General features: G+C 70.9%; 20 protein-coding genes and 1 tRNA gene. 9 read left to right on the top strand and 12 right to left on the bottom strand.

Annotated elements, in window-relative coordinates; genetic code table 11:
* The first annotated feature begins 2 nt into the window (after window positions 1-2).
* From TBR22_RS11640 to TBR22_RS11630, 3 genes are all read left to right on the top strand, one after another.
* A tRNA-Val gene (locus TBR22_RS11640) sits at window positions 3-77 on the top strand.
* 259 nt (window positions 78-336) lie between these two features.
* Window positions 337-1,680 carry an APC family permease gene (locus tag TBR22_RS11635; RefSeq protein WP_239493155.1) on the top strand — a complete coding sequence of 448 codons (1,344 nt, stop codon included), beginning with the start codon at window positions 337-339 and terminating at the stop codon, window positions 1,678-1,680.
* Between the two features lie 169 nt (window positions 1,681-1,849).
* A complete protein-coding gene (locus TBR22_RS11630) occupies window positions 1,850-2,095 on the top strand; it encodes a hypothetical protein (RefSeq protein ID WP_239493154.1) in 246 nt (81 codons plus the stop codon).
* 33 nt (window positions 2,096-2,128) lie between these two features.
* Here the strand turns inward: TBR22_RS11630 and TBR22_RS11625 are convergent, their stop codons facing one another.
* The 12 genes from TBR22_RS11625 to TBR22_RS11570 form a co-directional block, all read right to left on the bottom strand.
* Complete coding sequence (locus TBR22_RS11625) at window positions 2,129-2,746, bottom strand: hypothetical protein (protein WP_239493153.1); 618 nt, start codon at window positions 2,744-2,746, stop codon at window positions 2,129-2,131.
* A gap of 122 nt (window positions 2,747-2,868) precedes the next feature.
* Window positions 2,869-3,654 (bottom strand): carbon-nitrogen hydrolase family protein, encoded by a 786-nt coding sequence (locus TBR22_RS11620; protein WP_239493152.1) that lies wholly within the window; start codon window positions 3,652-3,654, stop codon window positions 2,869-2,871.
* A gap of 31 nt (window positions 3,655-3,685) precedes the next feature.
* Entirely contained in the window at window positions 3,686-4,570 is an 885-nt protein-coding gene (locus tag TBR22_RS11615) for a hypothetical protein (protein ID WP_239493151.1), read from the bottom strand.
* 73 nt (window positions 4,571-4,643) lie between these two features.
* Window positions 4,644-5,015 carry a response regulator transcription factor gene (locus TBR22_RS11610; protein ID WP_239493150.1) on the bottom strand — a complete coding sequence of 124 codons (372 nt, stop codon included), beginning with the start codon at window positions 5,013-5,015 and terminating at the stop codon, window positions 4,644-4,646.
* 133 nt (window positions 5,016-5,148) lie between these two features.
* Entirely contained in the window at window positions 5,149-5,769 is a 621-nt protein-coding gene (locus tag TBR22_RS11605; protein WP_239493149.1) for a response regulator transcription factor, read from the bottom strand.
* Window positions 5,766-7,646 carry an ATP-binding protein gene (locus TBR22_RS11600; protein WP_239493148.1) on the bottom strand — a complete coding sequence of 627 codons (1,881 nt, stop codon included), beginning with the start codon at window positions 7,644-7,646 and terminating at the stop codon, window positions 5,766-5,768. The genes TBR22_RS11605 and TBR22_RS11600 overlap by 4 nt, the downstream gene beginning before the upstream one ends.
* Window positions 7,647-7,693: 47 nt before the next feature.
* Window positions 7,694-10,063, bottom strand: a complete 2,370-nt coding sequence (locus TBR22_RS11595) for a tetratricopeptide repeat protein (RefSeq protein ID WP_239493147.1) — start codon at window positions 10,061-10,063, stop codon at window positions 7,694-7,696.
* A 43-nt stretch (window positions 10,064-10,106) separates the two neighbouring features.
* Window positions 10,107-11,138, bottom strand: a complete 1,032-nt coding sequence (locus tag TBR22_RS11590; RefSeq protein WP_239493146.1) for a DUF481 domain-containing protein — start codon at window positions 11,136-11,138, stop codon at window positions 10,107-10,109.
* Window positions 11,139-11,453: 315 nt separating this feature from the next.
* On the bottom strand, window positions 11,454-13,004 hold the full coding sequence (locus tag TBR22_RS11585) for an arylsulfatase (RefSeq protein ID WP_239493145.1): 1,551 nt from the start codon (window positions 13,002-13,004) through the stop codon (window positions 11,454-11,456).
* A gap of 240 nt (window positions 13,005-13,244) precedes the next feature.
* Entirely contained in the window at window positions 13,245-14,102 is an 858-nt protein-coding gene (locus tag TBR22_RS11580; RefSeq protein WP_239493144.1) for a hypothetical protein, read from the bottom strand.
* A gap of 68 nt (window positions 14,103-14,170) precedes the next feature.
* A complete protein-coding gene (locus tag TBR22_RS11575) occupies window positions 14,171-14,713 on the bottom strand; it encodes a YaeQ family protein (protein ID WP_239493143.1) in 543 nt (180 codons plus the stop codon).
* A 29-nt stretch (window positions 14,714-14,742) separates the two neighbouring features.
* Window positions 14,743-15,552, bottom strand: coding sequence for a hypothetical protein (locus TBR22_RS11570; RefSeq protein WP_239493142.1), 810 nt, complete (start codon window positions 15,550-15,552; stop codon window positions 14,743-14,745).
* 94 nt (window positions 15,553-15,646) lie between these two features.
* On the opposite strand from TBR22_RS11570, the gene TBR22_RS11565 reads away from it, so the two are divergent.
* The 6 genes from TBR22_RS11565 to TBR22_RS11540 all read left to right on the top strand — a co-directional run bounded on the left by TBR22_RS11565 (window position 15,647) and on the right by TBR22_RS11540 (window position 21,390).
* Window positions 15,647-17,794, top strand: a complete 2,148-nt coding sequence (locus tag TBR22_RS11565; RefSeq protein WP_239493141.1) for a M3 family metallopeptidase — start codon at window positions 15,647-15,649, stop codon at window positions 17,792-17,794.
* Complete coding sequence (locus tag TBR22_RS11560) at window positions 17,760-18,566, top strand: hypothetical protein (RefSeq protein WP_239493140.1); 807 nt, start codon at window positions 17,760-17,762, stop codon at window positions 18,564-18,566. Before TBR22_RS11565 ends, TBR22_RS11560 begins: the two co-directional genes overlap by 35 nt.
* A 98-nt stretch (window positions 18,567-18,664) precedes the next feature.
* Complete coding sequence (locus TBR22_RS11555) at window positions 18,665-19,501, top strand: CHASE3 domain-containing protein (protein ID WP_239493139.1); 837 nt, start codon at window positions 18,665-18,667, stop codon at window positions 19,499-19,501.
* A 144-nt stretch (window positions 19,502-19,645) separates the two neighbouring features.
* Complete coding sequence (locus TBR22_RS11550) at window positions 19,646-20,209, top strand: c-type cytochrome (protein WP_239493138.1); 564 nt, start codon at window positions 19,646-19,648, stop codon at window positions 20,207-20,209.
* 65 nt (window positions 20,210-20,274) lie between these two features.
* Window positions 20,275-20,781, top strand: coding sequence for a c-type cytochrome (locus TBR22_RS11545; protein ID WP_239493137.1), 507 nt, complete (start codon window positions 20,275-20,277; stop codon window positions 20,779-20,781).
* 132 nt (window positions 20,782-20,913) lie between these two features.
* Window positions 20,914-21,390, top strand: a complete 477-nt coding sequence (locus TBR22_RS11540) for a MarR family winged helix-turn-helix transcriptional regulator (protein ID WP_239493136.1) — start codon at window positions 20,914-20,916, stop codon at window positions 21,388-21,390.
* Window positions 21,391-21,408 lie beyond the last annotated feature (18 nt).

The raw sequence follows: 21,408 nt of genomic DNA, 5'->3' as shown, positions 1-21,408 counted from the left end.
GTGCGCAGTTGGCTCAGCGGTAGAGCACCGCCTTCACACGGCGGGGGTCACTGGTTCGAATCCAGTACTGCGCACCATCCTCGCAGGGTCGATTCCGGTCACAACCGTGCTTCCTTTCCGGAAGCGTGCGCTGCCGCGCGTGGCGGTGTCTCCGACGCGCTGGCGAAGGGCCACCACGGGCCGGCTCTGCTATACTCCGCCGCCTCGAGCTCGAGTGCATGGCGGTCGGCGTCCTGAGGTCTCGGTCAGGAACCGGATCGCCCCGACTGTCCGGCCCACAGTGAATCGAATCGTGGGCGGGCGGACAGGTCACCGCAGGCAACTGCCGGAGTCGCCGTGTCAGCCAAGTCATTGGGATTCTGGCAGTGCTGGAGCCTCGTCGTCGGCGGCGCGATCGGCAGTGCCGTCTTCATGATGCCGGCCGTGATGGCACCGTACGGCCGCACCGGCCTCGTCGGCCTGGCCGCGGCCACCGCCGGGGCCCTGGCCATCGCGCTCACCCTCGGGCACCTGGCGCGCCGGATCACGTCCAGTGGCGGCTGCTACGCGTACACGCGCGCCGCATTCGGCGACTTCCCCGCCTTCCTCGTCGCCTGGGGATTCTGGATCAGCCTGTGGGTGTCGGTGGCCGCCATGGCGCTGGCGTGCGCGTCCTACGTCGGCGCGCTGGTGCCGGCCATCGCGGCGAGCCGCAGCGTGACGGTGGCCTGCGGCCTGGCGGCCGTCTGGCTCACCGTCGGCGTGAACTGCATCGGGGTGCGCGAGTCAGGGCTGGTGTCGCTGGTGACCACGGTGCTGAAGATCGCGCCGCTCCTGGTGGTGGGCCTCGGTGGCCTCTGGATCGGCGAGGCGGCGCCCCTGCCGGCCGCGACGGTGCCCGGCTCGCCGGTCATGCTCCTCGGCTCCGTGTTCGCGCTCGCGTTCTGGAACTTCGTGGGGATCGAGGCGGCGACCGTGCCCTCCGAGCACGTGACCAACTCGGCGCGTACCGTGCCGCGCGCGCTGCTGTGGGGCACGCTGACCGTCGGCGCGATCTACCTGCTCGTGTCGTACGTGTCGCTCACGCGCGTCGCGCCCGATGCGCTCCTCGCCTCTCGGGCGCCACTGGCCGACGTCGGACGCCAGGTGCTCGGCCCGCTCGCCGCCACGGTCATCACGCTCGGGGCCATCGTCTCGGTGGCAGGCTGCCTGAACGTCACGATGCTCGAGGCCGGCCAGACGGCGATGGCCGCTGCCCGCGACGGGTTGTTCCCCTCGCCGTTCGCCCGCCTGTCGCCGCAGGGCGTCCCGGCGCAGTCCTACATCGTCGCCGGCGGCCTCGCGAGCGGGCTGCTGCTCCTGAACGCCGCCGACGGCCTGGTGCACGCGTTCACGTTCATGGGCCTGCTCGCGACGCTCACCACCGTGGTGCCCTACGCCGCCGCGGCGCTGGCCAGCCTCGTGCTCGGACGCACGGGCCGCACCGATCCGGCCCGCAGCCGCCATGTCGCGGTCGCGATGTGCGCGCTGCTGGCGTGCGCCTGGGTGATCGCCAGCGTGGGTTGGTCGACGGCCGCCTGGGGCCTCGCATTGCTGGTCCTCGGCGTCCCCGTGTACGTCGGCCTCACCTTACGCGGCCCCGGACGCACCGTCGCGGCTCCTGCCCCCGGCGCACCGCCCTCGGGGGTCGTGGCCGACTGACGCGCCGGGCTCACGAACGCCGGTCGTCGGGCCGATGTGCAACATGAGGGCCGCCGCACGCGTCTAAGGAGTCGCCCGCACGCGCGGCACCGGACGCTCGCCGCGGCCCAGGCACTGTCGCCGGGGCCATGAGGCGCCTCGCCCGGTATGCCGCGTGGCCGGGGAATGCATGCGAAAACTCGCCCACATCTTCACCGACCTGCTCCTCGGCCCCGCGCCGACGCAAACGGGTACCGGGTCGCCAGGGCACCCCCATCCGGCCTCGCCCCGACGCCACGAGCGGGTCGCCGAGGTCGTGGTCGTCGATCACCCCGACGACCACCTGCACGACGTCCTCGCCAGGTTCCCGGCGGAGGGCGCCACCCTGCCCGCCGGACAGGCACCTCCCCGGCCGCGGCGTTCCGTGAAGCGGTAGCCGCCCGGCGTCCGGCCCCGGGCCCCGGGGCGACTAGCGCACCGCGAGCCCCTGCTTCTTCATCTCCTTGGCCGCCTCCTTCACGAGGTCCGCCAGGAGCTTGCGCGAGTCCTTCGGATTGCTGCTCTCGCTCGATCCGGCCCACAGCAACTTGTTCATCGGCACGCTGAACACCAGCGACTCGATCGAGACCACGTGGTCCTGGCGTGTGTACCCGGGGTCGTACATCGCGCCCCACCCGTAGCCGTAGTACCCCCACAGCGAGGTGTAGTACCCCTCCGTCCACGACGGCGGAACGTATGTGGTGCGCCGATCGTTGCCCACCAGCCGCAGCACCACCACCCCCTCCACGCCGGCCCGCTCGAACCAGCCGCGTGCCTGCTCGGTGTCCTTCAGGACCTCCTTCGGGATGGTCCGGTATGCGGCCACCGCCTCGATGCCGCGCGGCTTCAGTTGGTCGACCATGCCCTCCTCGCCCGACATGCGCAGGCTGTCGTCGGGCGACATCACCAGGACGACGACCTTCTTGCCGGTCAGCTGGACGCCGCGTGCTTCGGGCGCGGCCCACGTGGAGGTGAACTTCGTGCCGGCGAGCAGCACGACGGGCAGCGCCGCCGCGAGCACGACCGCGCGCATGAAGGTGCGAATCATCAGGACTCCTTGCGCCGAGCGCCGCCCGGCAGAACGACCATTGTACGGGGGCGTCAGGCCGCCGCGTGGGTCGTCCGCGAGGGCCACGCGACGCGTCCCGGAAGCGACGCGCGCCGCCGCGGTCAGTAGCGACAGCGCTGCGCGAGCAGGCCCGTGGCCTGCGACAGGTCGAGGTCGGCGACCAGCAGGCCGGCGACGCCGTACGGCTGCCAGGCCTGCACCGTCCCGTCCGGACGCGCGATGGCCGACGTGGTGGGCGACCCCTCGCTGGCGTAATTCACGGTCGCGACAAAGCAGGTGTTCTCGGCGGCGCGACACAGGACCGCCTTCTCGTGGAACGTGTTGCGCGGGTCGGCGAAGGTCGAGGGGCGGAACCCACCGGACTCCGCCTCGTGGAAGGCCTGGTGGAACACGATCTGCGCCCCGCGCCGGGCGGCCCACCGCACGGTCTCCGGGTAACGCCAGCCCTCGTGGCAAATGGTCACGCCGACCGTCACGCCCGCGACGACGCAGAGCACACGCCCGCCGCCGGGCGCGTAGAGGCCCTCCTCGGACGGATCGATCTGCACCTTGTCCTGCACCCCCACCACGGTGCCCGCCTCGTCGACCACCACGGCGCAGGCCCGCAGCGCCCCGTCCACCACCCGCTCGGTGCCGAGCACGACGCCGACCCGGTTGGCGGCGGCCAGCTGCGCCACTTCCGTGACGGCGCGGCCGAGGAAGGCGGGATCGGGCGGAGCCACGTGCTTGCCCGGCGCGCGATAGCCCGGCACGTAGCACTCCGGGAAGCACACGACTGCCGCACCGGCTGCGGCGGCCTCGACGATCGCCGCGCGAACCCGGTCGACGGCGTCGTCCGGGCCCGTGGGAAACGGCAGGTTGGCAAGGGCGACACGGCAGGTGCTCACGCGTCCAGTATGCGGCCCGCCCGGACCCGGCCTAGAAGTAGAGGCCGAGGCCGAGCGTCGGACCGGCGACGTGCTGCCGTGCCGTGAAGTCGAACGGTCCCAGCTCCTTGGTGAACCGGAACTGGAAGAAGCTGTAGCCGGCCGTGAAGCCGACGTGCGACCAGGGCTTCCAGTCGAGCCGTACGGCCGCTCCGAAGTCGGAGTCGGCGCCGACACCGAAGCCACCGTACTCGGCAATCGCGTGCAGTTCGAGGGTGTCGCCCACCTTGTGGTACCCCACGCCGACCAGCGGATCCCAGATCCCCGGCTTGCTCTCGAAGTCGTACCGGTCGAGCACGCGGGCCTCGTACTTGGTGGCCAGGCGGCGCACGCCACCCGACACGAAGAGGTCGCCGAACAGCTTGCGGCTCACGGTTGCGTGACCGTAGATGAGCGTGGCGTCGAGCTGGATGGACGGCAGGTCGATGTCGCCACCGACGGCCGCGTAGACGCCGTCGAAGTCGAACCGCCACGTGCCGTTGGTGGCCGCAAAGCCCACCAGGGCCGCACCGTCGAACCGCGTGTCCACGAGATCGACGCGCCCCGAACTGCCGCTGCCGACCCCACCGCCGCCGCCGCTGCCGCCACCGACGTCGAAGGGCAAGTCGACCTCCAGGCCCACGTTGATCGGCACCCACACCAGGATCGGATACACGGTGAACTTCCAGTCGCCCGATGACGACGTGCTCACCTGCTTTGTCGAGGCCGTGCCCTCTCGCGCCGCCGCGACCGATTCGGGTGCCGGCAGCACGCCGGGGAGGGTGAGCGAGAGCCGCGCGGGCACGTCGGTCGTGTCGGGCGCTTGCGCGGACGCAGGCGCCGCGAGCGCCAGCGTGCACGCCGAGGCGGTCAGGACGCGAAGCAGGACTGAGGACATCAGGACTCCAGGGATGGGGGATGAAACCGTCGCGGTCCACCGCCGCGCTCGGGTGATGCCGGCGCCCACCGGGCTAGGCCCGAACGAGTACCGACGTGATTACCTGCAGCAGCGCGGTACCGCGAAACGGCTTGGCGATGTACGCCGACGCGCCGTGCTGCAGGGCGTGCTCACGGGTCGCCGGGTCGTCGTGCGCGGTGATGAGCACGACGGGCAACCCCGGCCGGAGCGTCTTGAGGCGGGCGAGCAGGTCGAGCCCGGTCATGCCCGGCAGCTTCAGATCGGTGACGACGCACGCGGCCTCGGGAGTCACTCCCTCGGCGATGAGCGCCTCGCCACAAGGATACGCCATGGGCGTGAACCCGGCCGCCTCGAGCAGTCGACGCATCGCGTCCCGCAGGCTGTCGTCGTCGTCCACCACGATGACCACCGGACTGCCGGTCATCGGGTAACCATTCCCGACACACGGGGCACGCAAGGTCGACTCGAACGGAACGGCACAGTCGATGATCCGATGTCGGCGCGTCTGCGCCCAACCGAACGAGGGGCAAGGATCCTGCCCCAAGGGGCAACCGTCCTCATTGGCCGCCCGCCTGTGCCAGCCGCTCTGCCAGGCGCCCGAGTGCCGCCGCCGAGTCGACACCCAGCTTCTCCATCAGTCGGGCTCGATGCAGCTTGACGGTTCGTTCAGCGATGCGCAGGTCGTCGGCGATCTGCTTGTTCAAGCGACCCATCACGATGCCGTCGAAGACGTTCCGCTCGATTGGGGAGAGCCCTTCGAACAGGCGCTTGAGCGCCGCGGCGGCGCCGGCAGCGGCGCGCCGTTCCGTGTCCCGTCTCAGGGCATGCCCGACGGCCTCGACCAACGCGGCCCTGTCGATCGGCTTGGTCAGGAAGTCGACGGCCCCCGCCTTCATCGCCGCGACGCTCGCCGCCACGTCCGGGTGACCGGTCATCACGATCACCGGCAGGGCGACGCCCTTGCCGTGCAGCCCCGCCTGCAACTCCAGTCCGGACGGGCCGGGCAACTGCACGTCGAGCAGCACGCAGCCGTGGCGGTCCTCCGGCAAGTGCAACAGGAAGTCCCCGGTCGTCGCGTAGCCGCGCGCCTCGTGCCCCAGCGCCTCGAGGAGGCGCACCAGCGCCATCCGCAGCGACTCGTCGTCGTCGACCACGTGGATCACGGCCACCTCGCTCATGCCGCCCTCCCCACACCCGGATCGACGACCGCGTACGGCAGCACCATCGTGAAGACCGCGCCGCCGCCGTCGACGTTGGCCGCGCCGATACGGCCGCGATGGGCCTCGACGATGCTGCGGGCGATGGAAAGACCCAGGCCCATACCGGTCCGCTTCGTGGTGAAGAACGAGTCGAAGACCTTGTCCACCGGGACGGCCGTGATGCCCGGCCCCAGGTCGCGCACCGAGACGCTGACGTCGGCGGCGTGCCGCTGCACGCTGATCGTCACCGTCCGGCGTGCTTCCGGCAGGTCGGCCGTGGCGTCGAAGGCGTTGAGCACGAGGTTGATGAGCACCTGCTGGATCTGGATGCGGTCGGCCAGCACCGTGGAGCGCTCGACCGGCGTGGTGACGGTGAGGGCGGCACCTCGCCGCCGCGCCTCCGAGCGCAGCACCAATTCGCAGTCGGCGACGATCTCGTCGAGCACGACCGGCAGGCGCTCGACCTCGTTCTTCCGCAGCAGGGTTCGCAAGCGCTTGATCACCTCGCTGGCCCGTACATCGTCGCGTCGGATATCGGCCAGGATCTGCCGCAGCAGTTCCGGCTTCCCTGCACCCGACTCCAGGATCAGTTCCGCCGTGTCGGCGTTGCTCAGGATGGCGCCGAGGGGCTGGTTGATCTCGTGGGCCAGCGCCGCGGCGAGTTCGCCGGCCACGGCCAGCCGCGAGGCGTGCGCCAGTTCCAGGCGCGACTGCGCGACGCTGCTCTCGGCCTCGCGACGACGGCGACGCTCCCACAGCAGGCCGGCGATGAGCACCGTCTGCACGGCGATCACGCCCAGCGCGCCCAACACCTGGTTCCGGTCGCGCTCCCACAGGGACGGCTCACGGAAGTGCACCACCGTTGCTGCCGGCACCGCCCCGTCGCGGATGCCGAACCGACGCAACTCCCGCCAGTTGGCGTGCATCACTGCCGGCACGGTCGAGGGGACTCGGAGGGCCGAGGCGGCCGTACCGGCCAGCAACTGCGAGACCGCACGCCCCGCCTCGCGTCCCTGCGACTCGAAATCGGCCCAGTAGCCTCCGGTGATTCCCGCCTCGAGGAATGTGCTGGAGGCGCCGTAGACGGGGGCGCGCGTCGCCGCACGCATCGCCTTCACCGACTCGAAGGGGGTCATGAACACGCCGGCCCCATCCTGCTGGAAGCCGGGCGTGAACACCACGGCGTCATCGCCAAGAGCGCCGAGGCGCGCGACGACCTCGGCGGTCGGCAGGTCGGCCAGCACCTCGACCTTCGCGCGGGGGGGCAGGCGAGCCTGCTCGGCCAGGACGCGCTCGTACCAGATCCGGTCGCGCAGCACGCGCCGGCCGACGACGACCACCACGCGCGTCGCCTGCGGATGCCAGCGGAGTGCCTGCGCCACGGTCCTGGCGAACACGTCCTCGGTCGGCACGCCGACGACGCCTGGCGGCAGGGGGCCGAGTCGCACGAGATCCTCTCGGGTGGTCACGGCGTGCACCACGGCGACGCCCGGCGGCAACTGGTCGCGCCTCCGGAGCACGAAGGCGAGGGCCTCGCGCGCCGCCGCCACGACGACATCGGGCCGGAGGTGGCGATACTTGCGTATGAGGTGATCGGCGAGCGCGTCGTCGTACTCGGCGCCGTTGAAGCGCGCGGCGTCGAGGAACTCCTCGTAGATCTCGACCTCCTGCCCGGGCGGGTGCGGGAGTTCTGCACGGAAGCCCCGATCGAACTCGAGGACCGCCGGCAGCAGTCGGCCCACGGAGTAGAGGACAAGGACCCGCTTGGCCGCCTCGGCGTGCGCGGTCCCCGCGACGATCCACGACAGGGACACGGCAAGCAGGCCGAACAGGCGCGCGAGGCGCGTGGGTGACATCGCGAGGCAGCCGATGCGGCATGAGCGCCACACCGGGCTGTCTCAGATCACCGCACCCCGAGGGTCCTTGCCAACTGGACCAAGGCAGGGTCGCCGGGGACGACCAGCAGCAGCCGGCGCACGTACCCGCGCGCGCGGTTCACGTCGGAGGCCTTCTGGGCGATCCCCAGGCCCGCGTCGAGCAGGTCACGGTTGTCGGGATGACGCACCAGGGCGGCGTCGATCACCGCGAGCGCCTCGTCGTACTTGCGCTGGGATTCCAGGGCCAACGCGTAAGCGAAGGGATACCGCGGCACCTCCGGCCCGCGCGCCGCGGCCTGCTTCAGGAGGTCGACCGCCTCGAGGGCTCGCTGCTGGCGATACACCGAGAGGCCGAGGGCGTAGAGGACACCGGGATCGCCGGGAACGGCGACCAGCGCCCGGCGAAGCGTGGCCTCCGCCTTGACCTCGTCGCCGCCCTGCCGCTGCAGCTCCGCGAGGTTGACGTAGGCCGGGAGGAACCAGGGGGCGTATCTGGTGGCCGCCTCGTACTCGGCGATGGCACCCGCCACGTTGCCGCGGCGCTCCTCCATGAGCGCCAGGTTGACGTACGACTCCGGCCGATCGCCGTTGAAGACCTCCGACGTCCGCAGGTCCGCCATCGCGCGTTCGAGCGCCGCCCGCTGGCCGGCCGGCAGCCACTGTGCCGGCTCCCCGGCCAGCGCCGAGGCTGCATCGAGGCGGATGACCCGCATCGGGTCCTCGAGCAGGGCGCCGCCGACGCGGGCCCGCGCCGCCGGCTCGAGGCGGGACAGGCCCTGTGCCACCGACAGCCGCACGAGCGGCTGTGGATCGCGGGCCAGGGCATCGAGGGCCTGCTCGGCCTGTTCGGGCGCGGTGGCCGAGAGCCACTCGAGCGCGGTGGCTCTCGTGATGGCCGGCTGGGTGGCGTCCGACGCGATGGCCCTGAGCGGCCCGGCTGCATCGACACGGCCCTGCGCCGCCGCCGCGAACGCGGGGGCGAAGTGCGGGCGCTGCCGCCAGGCGGGTGTGCGCCACCGGTCGAGCGCCGCTGCCGCCCAGGCCGGCGTCTTGCCCTTGTGGCACGAGGTGCAGGTGTCGGGCGTGCCGAAGCGCTCCGAGAAATCGGGGCGCGGTACGCGGAAGCTGTGGTCGTGCCGCGCGTCGACGCCCATGTAGGTGACCGTGGGCATGTGGCAGGCCACGCACGACGCGCCCGGCGTGCCCGGCTCGTGCCCGTGATGGCTCCTGACATCGAAGGTCGTCGGCAGGTGGCACTGCGCGCACACCCCGTTGCCCTCCCCCTTCTGCTTCAGGCTGTGCGGATCGTGGCAGTCCGAGCAGGTCACGCCGGCGGCGTGCATCCGGCTCTGGAGGAACGAGCCGTAGTTGTAGACCTCGTCCTCCATCTGCCCGTCGGGCCGGTACAACCCCGCGGAGAGGAACGTCGGTCGATAGGACATCAGGAGGGGCTGCCCCGGCACGTGGGCGTCGACGCGCTCGGCGCGGCGCGCGTGGCACGGCGCACAGATCTCCACCTCGGCGCGCGTCGCACCGGGCGCCGGCGTCCGCGCCGCGATGCCCCTGGTGCCCTGCATGGTCCACGTCGCGCCGCGACGCTCCCGCAGGGACACCGTCAATCCCAGGTCGGTCGCCGACAGCGACGGATCGGCCTTGCCCGGGCCGTGCCGCTCGGCCCAGGCTACGTGCGCCGAGGCCGGACCGTGACACGACTCGCACGACACGTCGAGCTCCGACCACGTCGTCTTGTACGTGTCGGTGGCGCGGTCGTACGCCTTGCGGAGGTTGGTCGAGTGGCACGTCGCGCACTGCGCGTTCCAGTTCTGACTGAACCTGGTCCAGTGAAGGACGTCGGTGTGCGTCACCTTCTCGTCCGGGTACAGGTGGTACCAGCGCTGCCCGCCCTGTGCCTTCGGCCGCGCGTCCCAGGCGATGCTGAGCGCCTGGTATCGCCCGTCGGGGAAGCCGATCAGGTACTGCTGCAGCGGATAGACACCGAAGACGTAGGCCACCTCGAAGTCGCGCACCCGCCCGTCGGGCCCGTCCGTGGTGACGATGTACTTGCCGTCGCGGGTGGTGAACCGGCTGACCGTGCCGGCATAGGAGAACGTGGCATCCGAGAAGTCGCCCAGCACGGTGGCCGGCGTCGCCTCCTGCATCGCCAGATCATGGTGCGAGCCCTGATAGCGGGCGTTCTCCTCCTGGTGACACGTGACGCACCTGCCCCGTCCGACGTAGGTCGCCGAGGCGGCAAGCATCGCCGGGGCCGTCCCGCCGCCGGCCACGCTGGCCGGCTCACGCGAGGAGGAACAGCCGGTGGCCGTCAGCACGGCGACGAGGGCGGCGCCCACGAAGGCGCCGCGGATGCGGGACATCAGGCGGGCGGAATCGGGCACGACGGTCACACGAGTATCACAGCACGGCGGCCGGCAGGTGGCACTAGTACGACCAGCCGAGCGAGACGCTGATGCCGCCGTCCACCTTCTCGCGTCCGGAAGGCGGGTGCGTGTCGTAGCTGGTGTAGCCGTTCACGCTCGCGTAGAAATCGCCCCAGAACTCGAAGCGGACCGCGCTCTGGGTCTCGAGGCGCGTGCGTCGATCGCTGTTCAGCGCGTAGTAGGTGATCACCGATGACGTGAGGTCGACGCTCTTGTCGCGCGGGCTGAACCAGTCGAAGTTCGCGCCGAGCACGGCTTCGGGCCGGTCCGTGCCGGGCTGGCCGGTGAACCGTTCGCGGGTCCAGCCGACGCCCCCGTAGGCCTGCAGCATGGTGCTGTTGGACTGGGCCAGGTACCGGCCGATGCCGCCGCCCAGCACCGTGCGTCCTTCGAGGTCGAGTTCATCGTTGGCCTGGTACTGGCCCAGGGCCAGCGCCGACCAGCGAGGCCCGATGAACCGGTTGCCGTTGAGGGACGCCGACAGCCGCTGCACCCGGTCGGCGTCGTCGCGCAGCGTGGTCTGGCCGTTGAGCGACATCCGGCTCTCGTACCGCGTGTTCCGGAAGGTGTTGCTCGCGTTGAGCGTGTAGCGCGTCTCACGATTGGCCTTGGCGAAGCTGAACCCGAGGTCGATCGAACCATCGAACTGGTGCCAGATTCCCGCCTCCACCGGCGTGATCCGGACGATGTCGCCGAGCGCGACGTCGAGCCGGTCGGCGCCCGGCCGGATCAGCCCGGCACGACGTTCGCCGACCGCCACGATGGTGGCGAAGTACCGCTGCCCGCCCGCCATCTCGATCTGCAGTGGTCGTCCGCTGCCAATCCGCGTGACCCGGCTCCAGTAGACCTTGATCGTGTCGAACGCGTCGGTGTTGACACTCAGGCGGCCACGCGAGAGGCCCTTGATCTCGCACACGATGCCGTCGCCGTTCTCGAAGACGACGTAATCCAGCTTCGGCCCCGCGTCGGCCCTCGAGGCGACGACGAGCAGACACGCCACGACGCCGCAGACGAACCGGATCAGGCCGCGCACGCCCACAGCATCCACGGATGTGCGCCCCGCGTCCAGCGCGAAAGGCCCTGGAGCACCGCGGGTCGACCCAGGTCTCGTCCTGCGCGACGACCGTGCAGAGTGGCCCTTGAAGGAGATCTCGGCCTGCAGCGCGTCGACGACACGCCATCTCTCGGGGGGCGAGTCGACCGGCCAGGACGGCCAGCGGTGCCGCGCCAGCATCATGGAGGGTCGCGGCGGCTGGCCGCCGCGACCGCTGCCAACGGCCCGTCCCGCTTCGCCACTCCCGACGCCAACGCCCGGGCTCCCGCCCCGCGTTGCGACGGGAGTGCAGCGCTACTGCTTGCTGCTGCCCATGACCGATTCCATCACGCGATCGAGGTTGAAGCTGCCCGGCTTCTGGCGCGGCGGGTAGTCCTTGAAGGACTGCAGCCACCTGGCCACGTAGCCGCCGGCCGGCGCGATGGCGAACATGTGATCGAGGTACCAGCGCTGGTAGCCGATCGCGTGCTCGTCCTTGGCGCGCTCGAACGGATCCATCAGGAGGTTGGTGATGATCGGCGCGCGCAGCGGCGTGAAGGGCTGCAGCCACACGTCCATGCCGTGCGATTGCTGGGCGAGGAAGGTGATCTTCCAGGCCTCGTAGCGGAGCGCAGCCACGCTGCCGTCGTCGGTCCAGTAGATGAACTCCTTGCGCGGCCACTCGGCCTGGCCGCGCAGGGCAGGGCCGAGGTCGTAGCCGTCGATGTGCACCTTGTACGAGCGATCGCCGATCTTCATGCCGGTCAGCAGGCTGTTGACCGACGTCGTGTCACCGGCCGCGGCGAGCAGCGTCGGGAGCATGTCCTCGTGGGCGCCGATGTTGTTGACGATCGTGCCCGGCTTGATCGTGCCCGGCCACCTGATGAACGTGGGCACGCGGTAGCCGCCCTCCCAGTTCGTGTTCTTCTCGCCCTTGAACATCGTGGTGCCGCCGTCGGGCCACGTGAAGGTCTCGGCGCCGTTGTCGCTCGAGTACATCACGATGGTGTCGTCCTCGAAGCCGAGTTCCTTCAGCTTGTCGAGCAGGATGCCGACGTGGCCGTCGTGCTCCACCATCCCGTCGGCGTAGATGCCGAGGCCGGTCTTGCCCACCGAGCCGGGCTTGAGGTGCGTGAAGATGTGCATGCGGGTGGAGTTCCACCACATGAAGAACGGCTTGCCCGCGGCCTTGGCGCGGGTCATGAAGTCGATCGCCCTGGCGTTGACCTCCTCGTCGATCGTCTCCATGCGCTTCTTCGTGAGCGGACCGGTGTCGGTCATCCGTCCGTCGGCAAAGCTGTGGATGACGCCGCGCGGCCCGAACTTCTTCTTGAAGGCAGGATCCTTCGGGTAGTCGGGATTCTCGGGCTCCTCCTCGGCGTTGAGGTGGTACAGGTTGCCGAAGAACTCGTCGAAGCCGTGGTTGGTCGGCAGCGTCTCGTTGGAGTCGCCGAGGTGGTTCTTGCCGAACTGGCCCGTCATGTAGCCCTGCGCCTTGAGCAGGGTGGCGATGGTCGGGTCTTCCTTCTTCATGCCTTCGGGGGCACCCGGCAGGCCGACCTTGGTCAGGCCCGTGCGGATCGGCGACTGGCCCGTGATGAACGCGGCGCGGCCCGCCGTGCAGGACTGCTGCCCGTACCAGTCGGTGAACGTCGCGCCCTCGTTGGCGATGCGGTCGATGTTCGGGGTCCGGTACCCCATCATCCCGCGGTTGTTCGCGCTGATGTTGAACTGGCCGATGTCGTCGCCCCAGATGATCAGGATGTTCGGCTTCCTGGCCGCCTGCGCCGCCGCCGTACCGGCCCCGAGGGCGAGCACGCCGGCGCACGCGAGGACGACGGCCGTGAGCTTGTTGGTCGACTGCATGCGTTCTGTCTCCTCCGCGTCAGGTGAACCGGCCCGAGTCGGGACGGCCAGGGCTGTGGGCGTCATCGGCGGCTTGCGGGTCGGCGGTGTCGCGGCCCGACGCGCCGGCGGGCGCGACGTGGCTGCCGACCGGCAGACCCGGCCCCCGCCGGCATCATCACGCCCGGGCGAGGCCCTGCAAAGGCGAACGAGGGGCAGCGCCGTTGCCCCAAAGGGCATGGGCGCCGCGGCGCGGAAGGGTCAGGCCGACGAGAGGCGGGCGCGGACGGCCGCCGCGACGGAGAGCAGGGGGATCTGGACGAGCAGGTAGACGAAGGCGACCCACAGGAACTCCGCCTGTCGCCCGAGCGCCAGCGCCACGGCGAGCGCCGCAGCCACATTGCGTGTCGCGAACACGGCCCCGAGCACGAACCTGTCGTCGGCCGGTGCTGCGAGCAGGCGCGCGCAGGCGATACCGATCACGAACGACAGCGACACGAACGCCGCCATCGTCGTGATGGCGGCCCGCCACGGCACGGCGGGACGGCTCGCGGCGTCGGCGAGCACGAGCGCCATGAGCACCGCGAGGAGGGCGAACCCGGCGCGCTGCACGACCGGCAGCAGGCGCACCGCCTCCACCGGCCACCGCGCGCGAAGGGCCATCCCGAGGACGATGGGCGGCGCGAACACGAGCAGGACCTGGCGCACGAGCGTGCCGACTGGCGCCGGCACGGGCCCACCGTCCCCGGTCAGCAGTTCGAGGCCCGCCGATGCCAGCGGGATCGAGACGATGGCCGCGACGCAGGCGACGGCGGCGAGCGTCACGGCCAGCGCCGCGTTGGCGCGCGCCAGCAGGCTGTAGGTGGTCGACAGCCCTCCGGTCGGGCAGATCGACAGCAGGAGCAGGCCCCCTGCCACTGCCGCTCCCGGGTTCAGCAGCCGCGTCAGCCCCCACGCGAGCAATGGCATCGCCAGCACCGGCAGGGCGAGGCCGGAGACCACCAGAAGCGGCCGCTGCCGGATGGCCGCCAGGTCGGCCACGCGCACATCGAGGCCGACCGCGGCCAGCAGCAGCAGCGTGATCACCGGCGTGGCGAGGGCAACGACGCTGGCAAGCATGTGGAGCCCGAATGCTGCGCGACTACGGGGAAGAAGGCAAGGCGCGGCGCGGTGAGGGCCGACGCGAGCTATCGGAGGGTGGTCACCGACATCCCTCCCGACAGCGTCGCCTCCCCCACCGACACGAACACCTCCTGCCCGGACACAGCGACGCTCCAGGCCGTACGCCGGTCGAGCCGCGCCACCAGCGCCTCGATCAACGCCAGGTCGATGCTGCGCACCTCGATCGCCGCCCCCCGATGAATCGCCGCCCCCGCGAGCCGGCGCAGCCACTGCGCCGGATCCTTGTGGGGGTACACGACGACGCGCGCCGCGGCCTTGGCCGCCTTGTGCAAGCGGTCGGCGTCGGGCCAGCCGACCTCGATCCAGGTGCGAAGGGCGCCGGTGAGGTCTCGGACCGCCAGGGCCGGCTCCTCGGGCGACGACAGCCCGCCGGACGAGAACGCCAGGCCCTCGACGTACTCGAGCGCGTACGCCAGGACGCGCGTCACCAGGTACTCGTCCGATTCCGAAGGATGGCGGGCCACCCGCAGGGCCAGCGAGTCGTACACACCGCGGTCGTGGTCGGTGATGTCGAGGTCGATCGTGTAGACGGTTGCGGTGAGCGCCACCCCACGATTAGGCCACACGCGGGGACGCGCTAGAACCTCTTCTCGTTCCAGGCCGCCAGTTGGTCGAGCGTGCCGCCGGCAGGCCGGTAGCGTCGCGCCGTTGCGTCCCAGGCAAAGGTGCCCTCGTACCGTGTCCGGCGTTCGGGGGGATGGGGAGGCTCGCAATCGGTCTGCGCGTCGGCCGGCGCGCGCACCAGGTCGACGCGCGCCACCACCGTGGCCCACGGTCCCTTGCCCGGCCGGGCGTGCCAGGTCAGCGTCTCGGTGAATGCGTTGCCGCAGCCGCTCGATTCGCCCAACGTCTGCACCTCCGCAATGCGGCGGATGCGGCCGCCGACGACGTGGAACAGGGCCTCGATCAGGTAGGGCTGGCCGGCATTGTGATGCGTATTGCGAATGGCGAAGGCATCGCCCGTGCCGATCGACAGCCACGGCAGCTCGCCGAAGGCCGTGAACCGATCGAGCTTGACCTCCACGACGTCGGTAGGCGCCTCCTGCCCGGCCGGGAAGGCGGCGAGCACGGCCACCTCGTCGCCGAAGCCCCCGGCGGCCTCCTCCCCACGACGCACCGACCAGAGGAGCAGGTCCACCGGGCCGTCCGGCGAGCGCACGGTCGTCCGCTGCAGGTCCTCGAGTCGGGACCCGGCTGGCGCCAGGGCCCGTTCGCGTGACGTCCCGGGCAGACGGAGCACGGCGTCGTGTGCGAGGACCAGTGGATCACCGATGGTCGCCAGGCGGAAGACGCGACGGGCTCGCGCGTCGGCCTGGGGTGGATCGGCCGACACCGGCACCCCTGACAGCAGGGCGCCGATGAGCACGCAGGCGATCGGGAAGCGCACGCCCGGACCAACGTCGCCGGACGCATGGCCGAACAGGTCGGCGCGACTTGACTCCGCCGCCCGGCCGGCGCAACGTGATCGGTCTGGAGGACGTGTGCCACTGAAGCCTTTCCTGCCCGCCGGCCTCGCCGCGCTGGGCCTCCTGACGACCGCCGTGCCCACCCCCGCCCAGCCCGCCACCACCGCCGCCAGCAACCCGCTCCTGCAGGAGTGGACGGGCCCCTACGGCGGCGTGCCGCCCTGGGACAAGGTCGATCCGGCGCTGTTCAAGCCCGCCTTCCTGGCCGCCATCGACCTGCAGCGCAAGGAGATCGACGCGATCACGAGCAACCCGGCCCCACCCTCGTTCGCCAACACGATCGAGGCGCTGCAGCGCGCCGGGCGGGCCCTCGGGCGCATCGACGTGCTGTTCGGCGTGATGACCAACAACCGCAACGCTCCCGAGTACCAGGCGCTGGACCGCGAGCTGTCGCCGGTGTTCGCCGCTGCCGACGACGAGACCACCTTCAACGAGAAGCTGTTCGCGCGCGTCGCCGCCGTGCAGGCATCGATGGCCACGGCCGGCCTGACGCCGGAGCAGCAGCGCCTGACCCAGCGAACCTACGACGGCTTCGTGCGCCAGGGCGCGAAGCTGGGCGCCGCCCAGAAGAAGGAGCTCTCGCGGATCAACCAGGACCTGGCCAGCGCCTTTTCCGACTTCGCGACGAAGGTCCTCGCCGACGAGGACACCTGGACGACGCTCGACAGCGAGGCCGACCTCGCCGGACTGCCGCCCGCCCTCGTGTCCGCGTACAAGGCCGCCGCGGAGGAGCGCAAGCTGCCCGGCAAGTGGGCGGTCGTCAACACCCGTTCCTCGGTCGACCCGTTCCTGACCTTCTCCTCTCGCCGTGACCTGCGCGAGAAGGTGTGGAAGACCTTCAAGAGCCGCGGCGACAACGGCAACGCCAACGACACCAACGCGGTGATCGCCCGCATCGTCAAGCTGCGCGCCGAGCGCGCCGCGCTGCTCGGCTACCCCACCCATGCGCACTGGCGCATGGACGACACCATGGCCCGCGATCCGCAGAAGGCGATGGACCTCATGCTGCGCGTGTGGGCCCCGGCCGTGGCCCGCGTCAAGGAGGAGGTCGCCGACATGCAGGCGGTCGCCGCCAAGGAGGGCCAGGCGATCACCATCGAGCCCTGGGACTACCTGTACTACGCCGAGAAGGTGCGCAAGGCGAAGTACGCGCTCGACACCAACGAACTGAAGCCCTACTTCGAGCTGAACAACGTCATCGCGGCGTCGTACGCGATGGCCGAAAAGCTGTACGGCCTGACGTTCACCGAGATCACCGGCACCGTGCCCGTGTTCCATCCCGACGTGCGCGTGTACGAGGTCAAGGACAAGGCCACCGGCAGGCACGTCGGCGTCTACTACCGCGACGACTTCGCGCGCCAGTACAAGCGTTCCGGCGCGTGGGCGTCGGGCTACCGGGGGCAGCGCACCTTCGACGGCCCGGTCACCCCGATCACGTCCAACAACAACAACTTCGTCAAGGGCGCCGCCGGTGAACCGGTGCTCATCAGCCTCGACGACGCCAGGACGCTGTTCCACGAGTTCGGGCATGCCCTGCACGGGCTGTTGATGAACGTGACGTACCCGGGCCTGGCGGGCACGCCGCGCGACTTCGTGGAGTTCCCCAGCCAGGTGCACGAGAACTGGGTGCTCACGCGCGACCTGCTCGACACCTACTTCCGTCACTACAAGACCAGGGCCCCGATGCCGCAGGCACTGGTCGACAAGGTGAAGAACGCCGCGAAGTTCAACCAGGGCTACGCCACCGTCGAGTACCTCGCCTCGGCCATCGTCGACATGCGCCTGCACCTGCTGCCGGGGGGCGTCGTCGACGCGGACGCCTTCGAACGCGACACGCTGACGGCGATCGGCGCCCCGAAGGAAGTGGCCATGCGGCACCGCCTGCCGCAGTTCAACCACCTGTTCACCTCCGACTCGTACTCGGCGGGCTACTACAGCTACCTGTGGTCGGACGTGATGGCCTCCGACGCGTGGGCGGCGTTCGAGGAAGCGGGAAGTCCGTGGGATCCCGCCGTGGCAGGCAAGTTCAAGGACATCATCCTGGCGACCGGCAACCGCATCGACCGGGCGGAGGCGTACCGCCAGTTCCGCGGTCGTGAACCGGACGTCAACGCGCTGCTGGCCAACCGTGGCTTCCCGACGACCGCGCCCGCCAAGCGGTAAGCCGGCCCTGACGCCGCGCGGCGAGCGCGAGGCCCTCATCAGCGACCTCGAGGCCACGACGGTCTCGAGGCGCTTTCCCCGTCTCCAGCTCTCGCTGATCGTCGTCGGCGCGGGGCTTGGCGGATTCCTGACGTCGGTCGGCTTGCTGCACGCCGGGGTCGACGTGATGTGGCTCCGCTACGCCGTGGCGGTGGCGAGTGGCTACCTCGCGTTCCTCGCCCTGCTGCAGGTCTGGATCGCGCTGCACCGCTGGGAGCGGGCCGGAGACGGCGCCGATGGCGTGATCCATGACGGCGCCGATGGCGACACGTGGTCGTCGTCCTTCGCGGGCGGACGCAGCGGAGGCGGCGGGGGCGGCGCCCGGTGGGGCGACGGCGACGCGCGCGGGGTGGTCGCCCCGTCACACGCTCGCGCATCAACGGGGGGCACCGGCAGCGACTGGTTCGGCGGGTTGAGCGTCGACGCCGACGATGCCGCCTGGCTCGTCGTGGCTGGCGCGCTGGTGTGCGCGGGCGCCATCGCCGTCGGCTACGTGATCTGGATTGCGCCGGCGCTGCTCGCCGAAGTCATGCTCGATGCGGCGCTGGTCACCACCATGTACCGGCGACTCCGTCCGCACGACGTGCAGCACTGGAGCGTCGGCGTGATGCGTCGCACGTGGCTGCCCGCGCTCGTGGTGGCGTTGTGCCTGTCGGGCGCCGGGTACGCACTGCAGCGCGTCGCACCCGACGCACGCTCGATCGGCGGCGTGCTGGCGCACCTGTCGGAGTGACGCGCCGACGAACGACACCTCGATCGCATTGCTGTGGCGCGCTGGTGTTGACAGGCGTAAAGTCAGCAATGGCGGCGCTCCCCGGCGGCCGCGTGCCCATGATTGGTCTTCGTTCGCTCCTCGGTCGCGTCTCTCCCCTCGTCCTGACCGCGCTGATCGTCGGGCTTCCGGTGGCCGTCGCGGCCGCTGCGACCTGGGCGGCACTGCTGGCGCATCGCCGGGTGGTCGAGGCGATCGCGATGTCGGCAAGATCGACGGACCTGCAGCGCAGCGCGCGCGACGTGCTGTCGGCGGTGACCGATGCCGAGACCGGCACGCGAGGCTACCTCGTCACCGAGAATCCGCAGTTCCTCGACGCCTACGGCGCATCGGCCCCGCGCATCCCGGCACTGCTCGCCAGGCTGGAGACGGTGGCCGGCGCCGACGAGCGGGACCACGCCACCGAGGTGCGCCGCCTCGCGGAGAGCCGGATGCGGCTGATGGAGGCGCGACTGGCCCTGGCCCGGGCGGGCCGGTTCGCCGAGGCGCGCGCTGCCGTCGCCGATGGCGAGGGCAAGCGCGTCATGGACCGGCTGCGGGCGGCCGTGGCGCGGGTCGATGCCGATCAATCGACCCTGCAGGTCGCGAGGTCGGACGCGCTACGCCGGGCCTTGCGCGCCCAGTCGCTGACGCTGTGGACGATGCTGGCGGTGCTCGGCCTGACGCTGCTGGCCGGCGTCCGCGAACTGCTCCGACGCCTCCACCAGCACGAGCAGATCGTCACCATGTGCGCCTGGTCACATACCGTGCACGACGGGGACGCGTGGATCTCCATCGAGGACTACCTCCACCGTCACTACGGCGTGACGATCTCGCACGGCATCTCGCCGGAGCAGTTCGCCATCGCATCGCGGGCGATCGACGCCGTGCGCAAGCAACGCCAGCCGACGGCCTGACGATCGCCGCCTGCCGCAGTGACCGGCGATCCCGGCGGTCGGTCGGCAGGGGCAATTTTCCACGGATCTGCCACAACTTCCGATAGGGCATCGCCTAGGATGTGGCGCACCAGCAGCGCAGCTGGCCCCTTCCAGGAGAGTCAGATGTCCCGAGGCCTCGCCTCAGTCGCCGCCCTCGTGTGGCTCGGCGTGTCGGCCACCGTCGCCGCCCAGGCTCCCCAGGCCCCTCCGCCGGGCGGTCCCCAGGGCGGCCCGCCGGGCGGCCGCCCTCCCATGAACTTCCCCACGCCGAAGAACCTCCAGGTGCTCCCCAAGGAGATGGACGGGCGCGCGGTGGCCGGCGTGATGCGCGGCTTCACGCAGGCACTCGGCGTGCGCTGCGTGTACTGCCACGTCCCGGGCGCCAACGAGCAGGACCTCGGCACCTACGACTTCGCCAGCGACGAGAAGGCGAACAAGAAGGAGGCGCGGTCGATGCTGAAGTTCACCATGGCACTCAATCGCGACTTCCCCACCGACGTCGGTGATCCGCCGGCCGAGGGCGAGCGGCGCGTGACCTGCTGGACGTGCCATCGCGGCGAGAAGGAACCGCAGACGCGTCGGCCGGAGCAGCCTGGTGGTCCGGGCGCCCCGGGTGCGCCGGGCGGCCCTGGCGGGGCGCTGCCGCCGGGTCAGCCGGGACCGCCACCGCGGCCGCCGGCCATCTAGCGCGCAACTGCGGTAGCATGCGGCAGTCCACCCGATCGCCATCGCTTTTCCGGGAGAACGTACCGATGCGCCGTTTCGTGTCCCTCGCCGCGCTCCTGCTCTGCGGCACCGTCGTCATGGTGGCGGGCCAGGCGCAGCCTCCGGCCCCTGCCGCTCCACAGGCACCCGCGCCGGCGGGCGGCCCACCTGCCGACTGGCTGCCGCCGACACCGAAGAACCTCAAGCTCCTGCCCAAGGACACCGACCCGAAGCAGCTCATGGAGATCATGCGCGGCTTCAATGCGGCGATGGGCGTGCGCTGTGTCTACTGCCACGTCGCCGGCCCCGATCCGAACGACATGAGCGCGTACAACTTCGAGAGTGATCGCAAGGAGCACAAGGAAGCCACGCGGGCGATGATGAAGTACACCGACGCGGTGAACCAGGCGTTCCCGAAGGAGGTCGGCGAGGCTCCCAAGCCGGGCGAATCGTACGTGACGTGCTACACGTGCCACCAGGGCCAGCGGCACCCGCCCGTCAAGGCCAAGGCGCCGGCGACCCCCGGCGCGCCTGCCGCTCCGCCTCGGCCGTAGCAGCGTCGTGACCGCCCACGGGCGGATTGGCGCGACGCGGCGCACTGCCGCTCGTGAAGGACGAGTGGGCGTTCGGGACCGACGCCCACTTTTCTCGTTGACAATGTGTGTTCAAACATCTATTGTCATCACATGCAGACCGACCTGCAGGCGGAACTCAAGCAGACTCGCCCCTTCCGATCCCCCATCGAGGAAGCCTTCGTGGGCCTCCAGCGCACCGCGGCCGTGCTGGAGCACGCGCTGGAGACGGCGCTCAAGCCCTCGGGCATCACCAGCACCCAGTACAACGTGCTGCGGATCCTGCGCGGTGCCGGCGAACAGGGCCTGTGCCGGACCGAGGTCGGCGAGCGCATGGTGCGCCGTGTTCCGGACGTGACCCGCCTGCTGGACCGACTCGAGGAAGCCGGCTACATCGGCCGCACTCGCGGCGGCGACGACCGCCGCTACGTGACCACGCGCATCACCCCCGCAGGCCTCGCTGCCCTCGCGGACCTCGACACCATCGTCGGCAACTTCCTCGGCCGGTACGCCGGGGTGCTCGATGCCGACCAGTTGCAGGCACTCATCGGCGCGCTCACCGCGCTGCGCCGCGCCACCGACGACGCCTGACACGTCAACACCCGCTGC

The sequence above is a fragment of the Luteitalea sp. TBR-22 genome, assembly GCF_016865485.1.
Classification (GTDB): domain Bacteria; phylum Acidobacteriota; class Vicinamibacteria; order Vicinamibacterales; family Vicinamibacteraceae; genus Luteitalea.
Note: the sequence above shows the minus strand (reverse complement) of the source record. Positions and strands in the feature narration are given on the sequence as shown.

Coding starts and splice junctions, on each gene's coding strand:
- TBR22_RS11625 (WP_239493153.1), bottom strand. CDS start 2,746: ATGATTCGCACCTTCATGCGCGCGGTCGTGCTCGCGGCGGCGCTGCCC.
- TBR22_RS11580 (WP_239493144.1), bottom strand. CDS start 14,102: ATGCTTGCCAGCGTCGTTGCCCTCGCCACGCCGGTGATCACGCTGCTG.
- TBR22_RS11605 (WP_239493149.1), bottom strand. CDS start 5,769: ATGAGCGAGGTGGCCGTGATCCACGTGGTCGACGACGACGAGTCGCTG.
- TBR22_RS11545 (WP_239493137.1), top strand. CDS start 20,275: ATGCGCCGTTTCGTGTCCCTCGCCGCGCTCCTGCTCTGCGGCACCGTC.
- TBR22_RS11550 (WP_239493138.1), top strand. CDS start 19,646: ATGTCCCGAGGCCTCGCCTCAGTCGCCGCCCTCGTGTGGCTCGGCGTG.
- TBR22_RS11585 (WP_239493145.1), bottom strand. CDS start 13,004: ATGCAGTCGACCAACAAGCTCACGGCCGTCGTCCTCGCGTGCGCCGGC.
- TBR22_RS11600 (WP_239493148.1), bottom strand. CDS start 7,646: ATGTCACCCACGCGCCTCGCGCGCCTGTTCGGCCTGCTTGCCGTGTCC.
- TBR22_RS11630 (WP_239493154.1), top strand. CDS start 1,850: ATGCGAAAACTCGCCCACATCTTCACCGACCTGCTCCTCGGCCCCGCG.
- TBR22_RS11615 (WP_239493151.1), bottom strand. CDS start 4,570: ATGTCCTCAGTCCTGCTTCGCGTCCTGACCGCCTCGGCGTGCACGCTG.
- TBR22_RS11540 (WP_239493136.1), top strand. CDS start 20,914: ATGCAGACCGACCTGCAGGCGGAACTCAAGCAGACTCGCCCCTTCCGA.
- TBR22_RS11610 (WP_239493150.1), bottom strand. CDS start 5,015: ATGACCGGCAGTCCGGTGGTCATCGTGGTGGACGACGACGACAGCCTG.
- TBR22_RS11555 (WP_239493139.1), top strand. CDS start 18,665: ATGATTGGTCTTCGTTCGCTCCTCGGTCGCGTCTCTCCCCTCGTCCTG.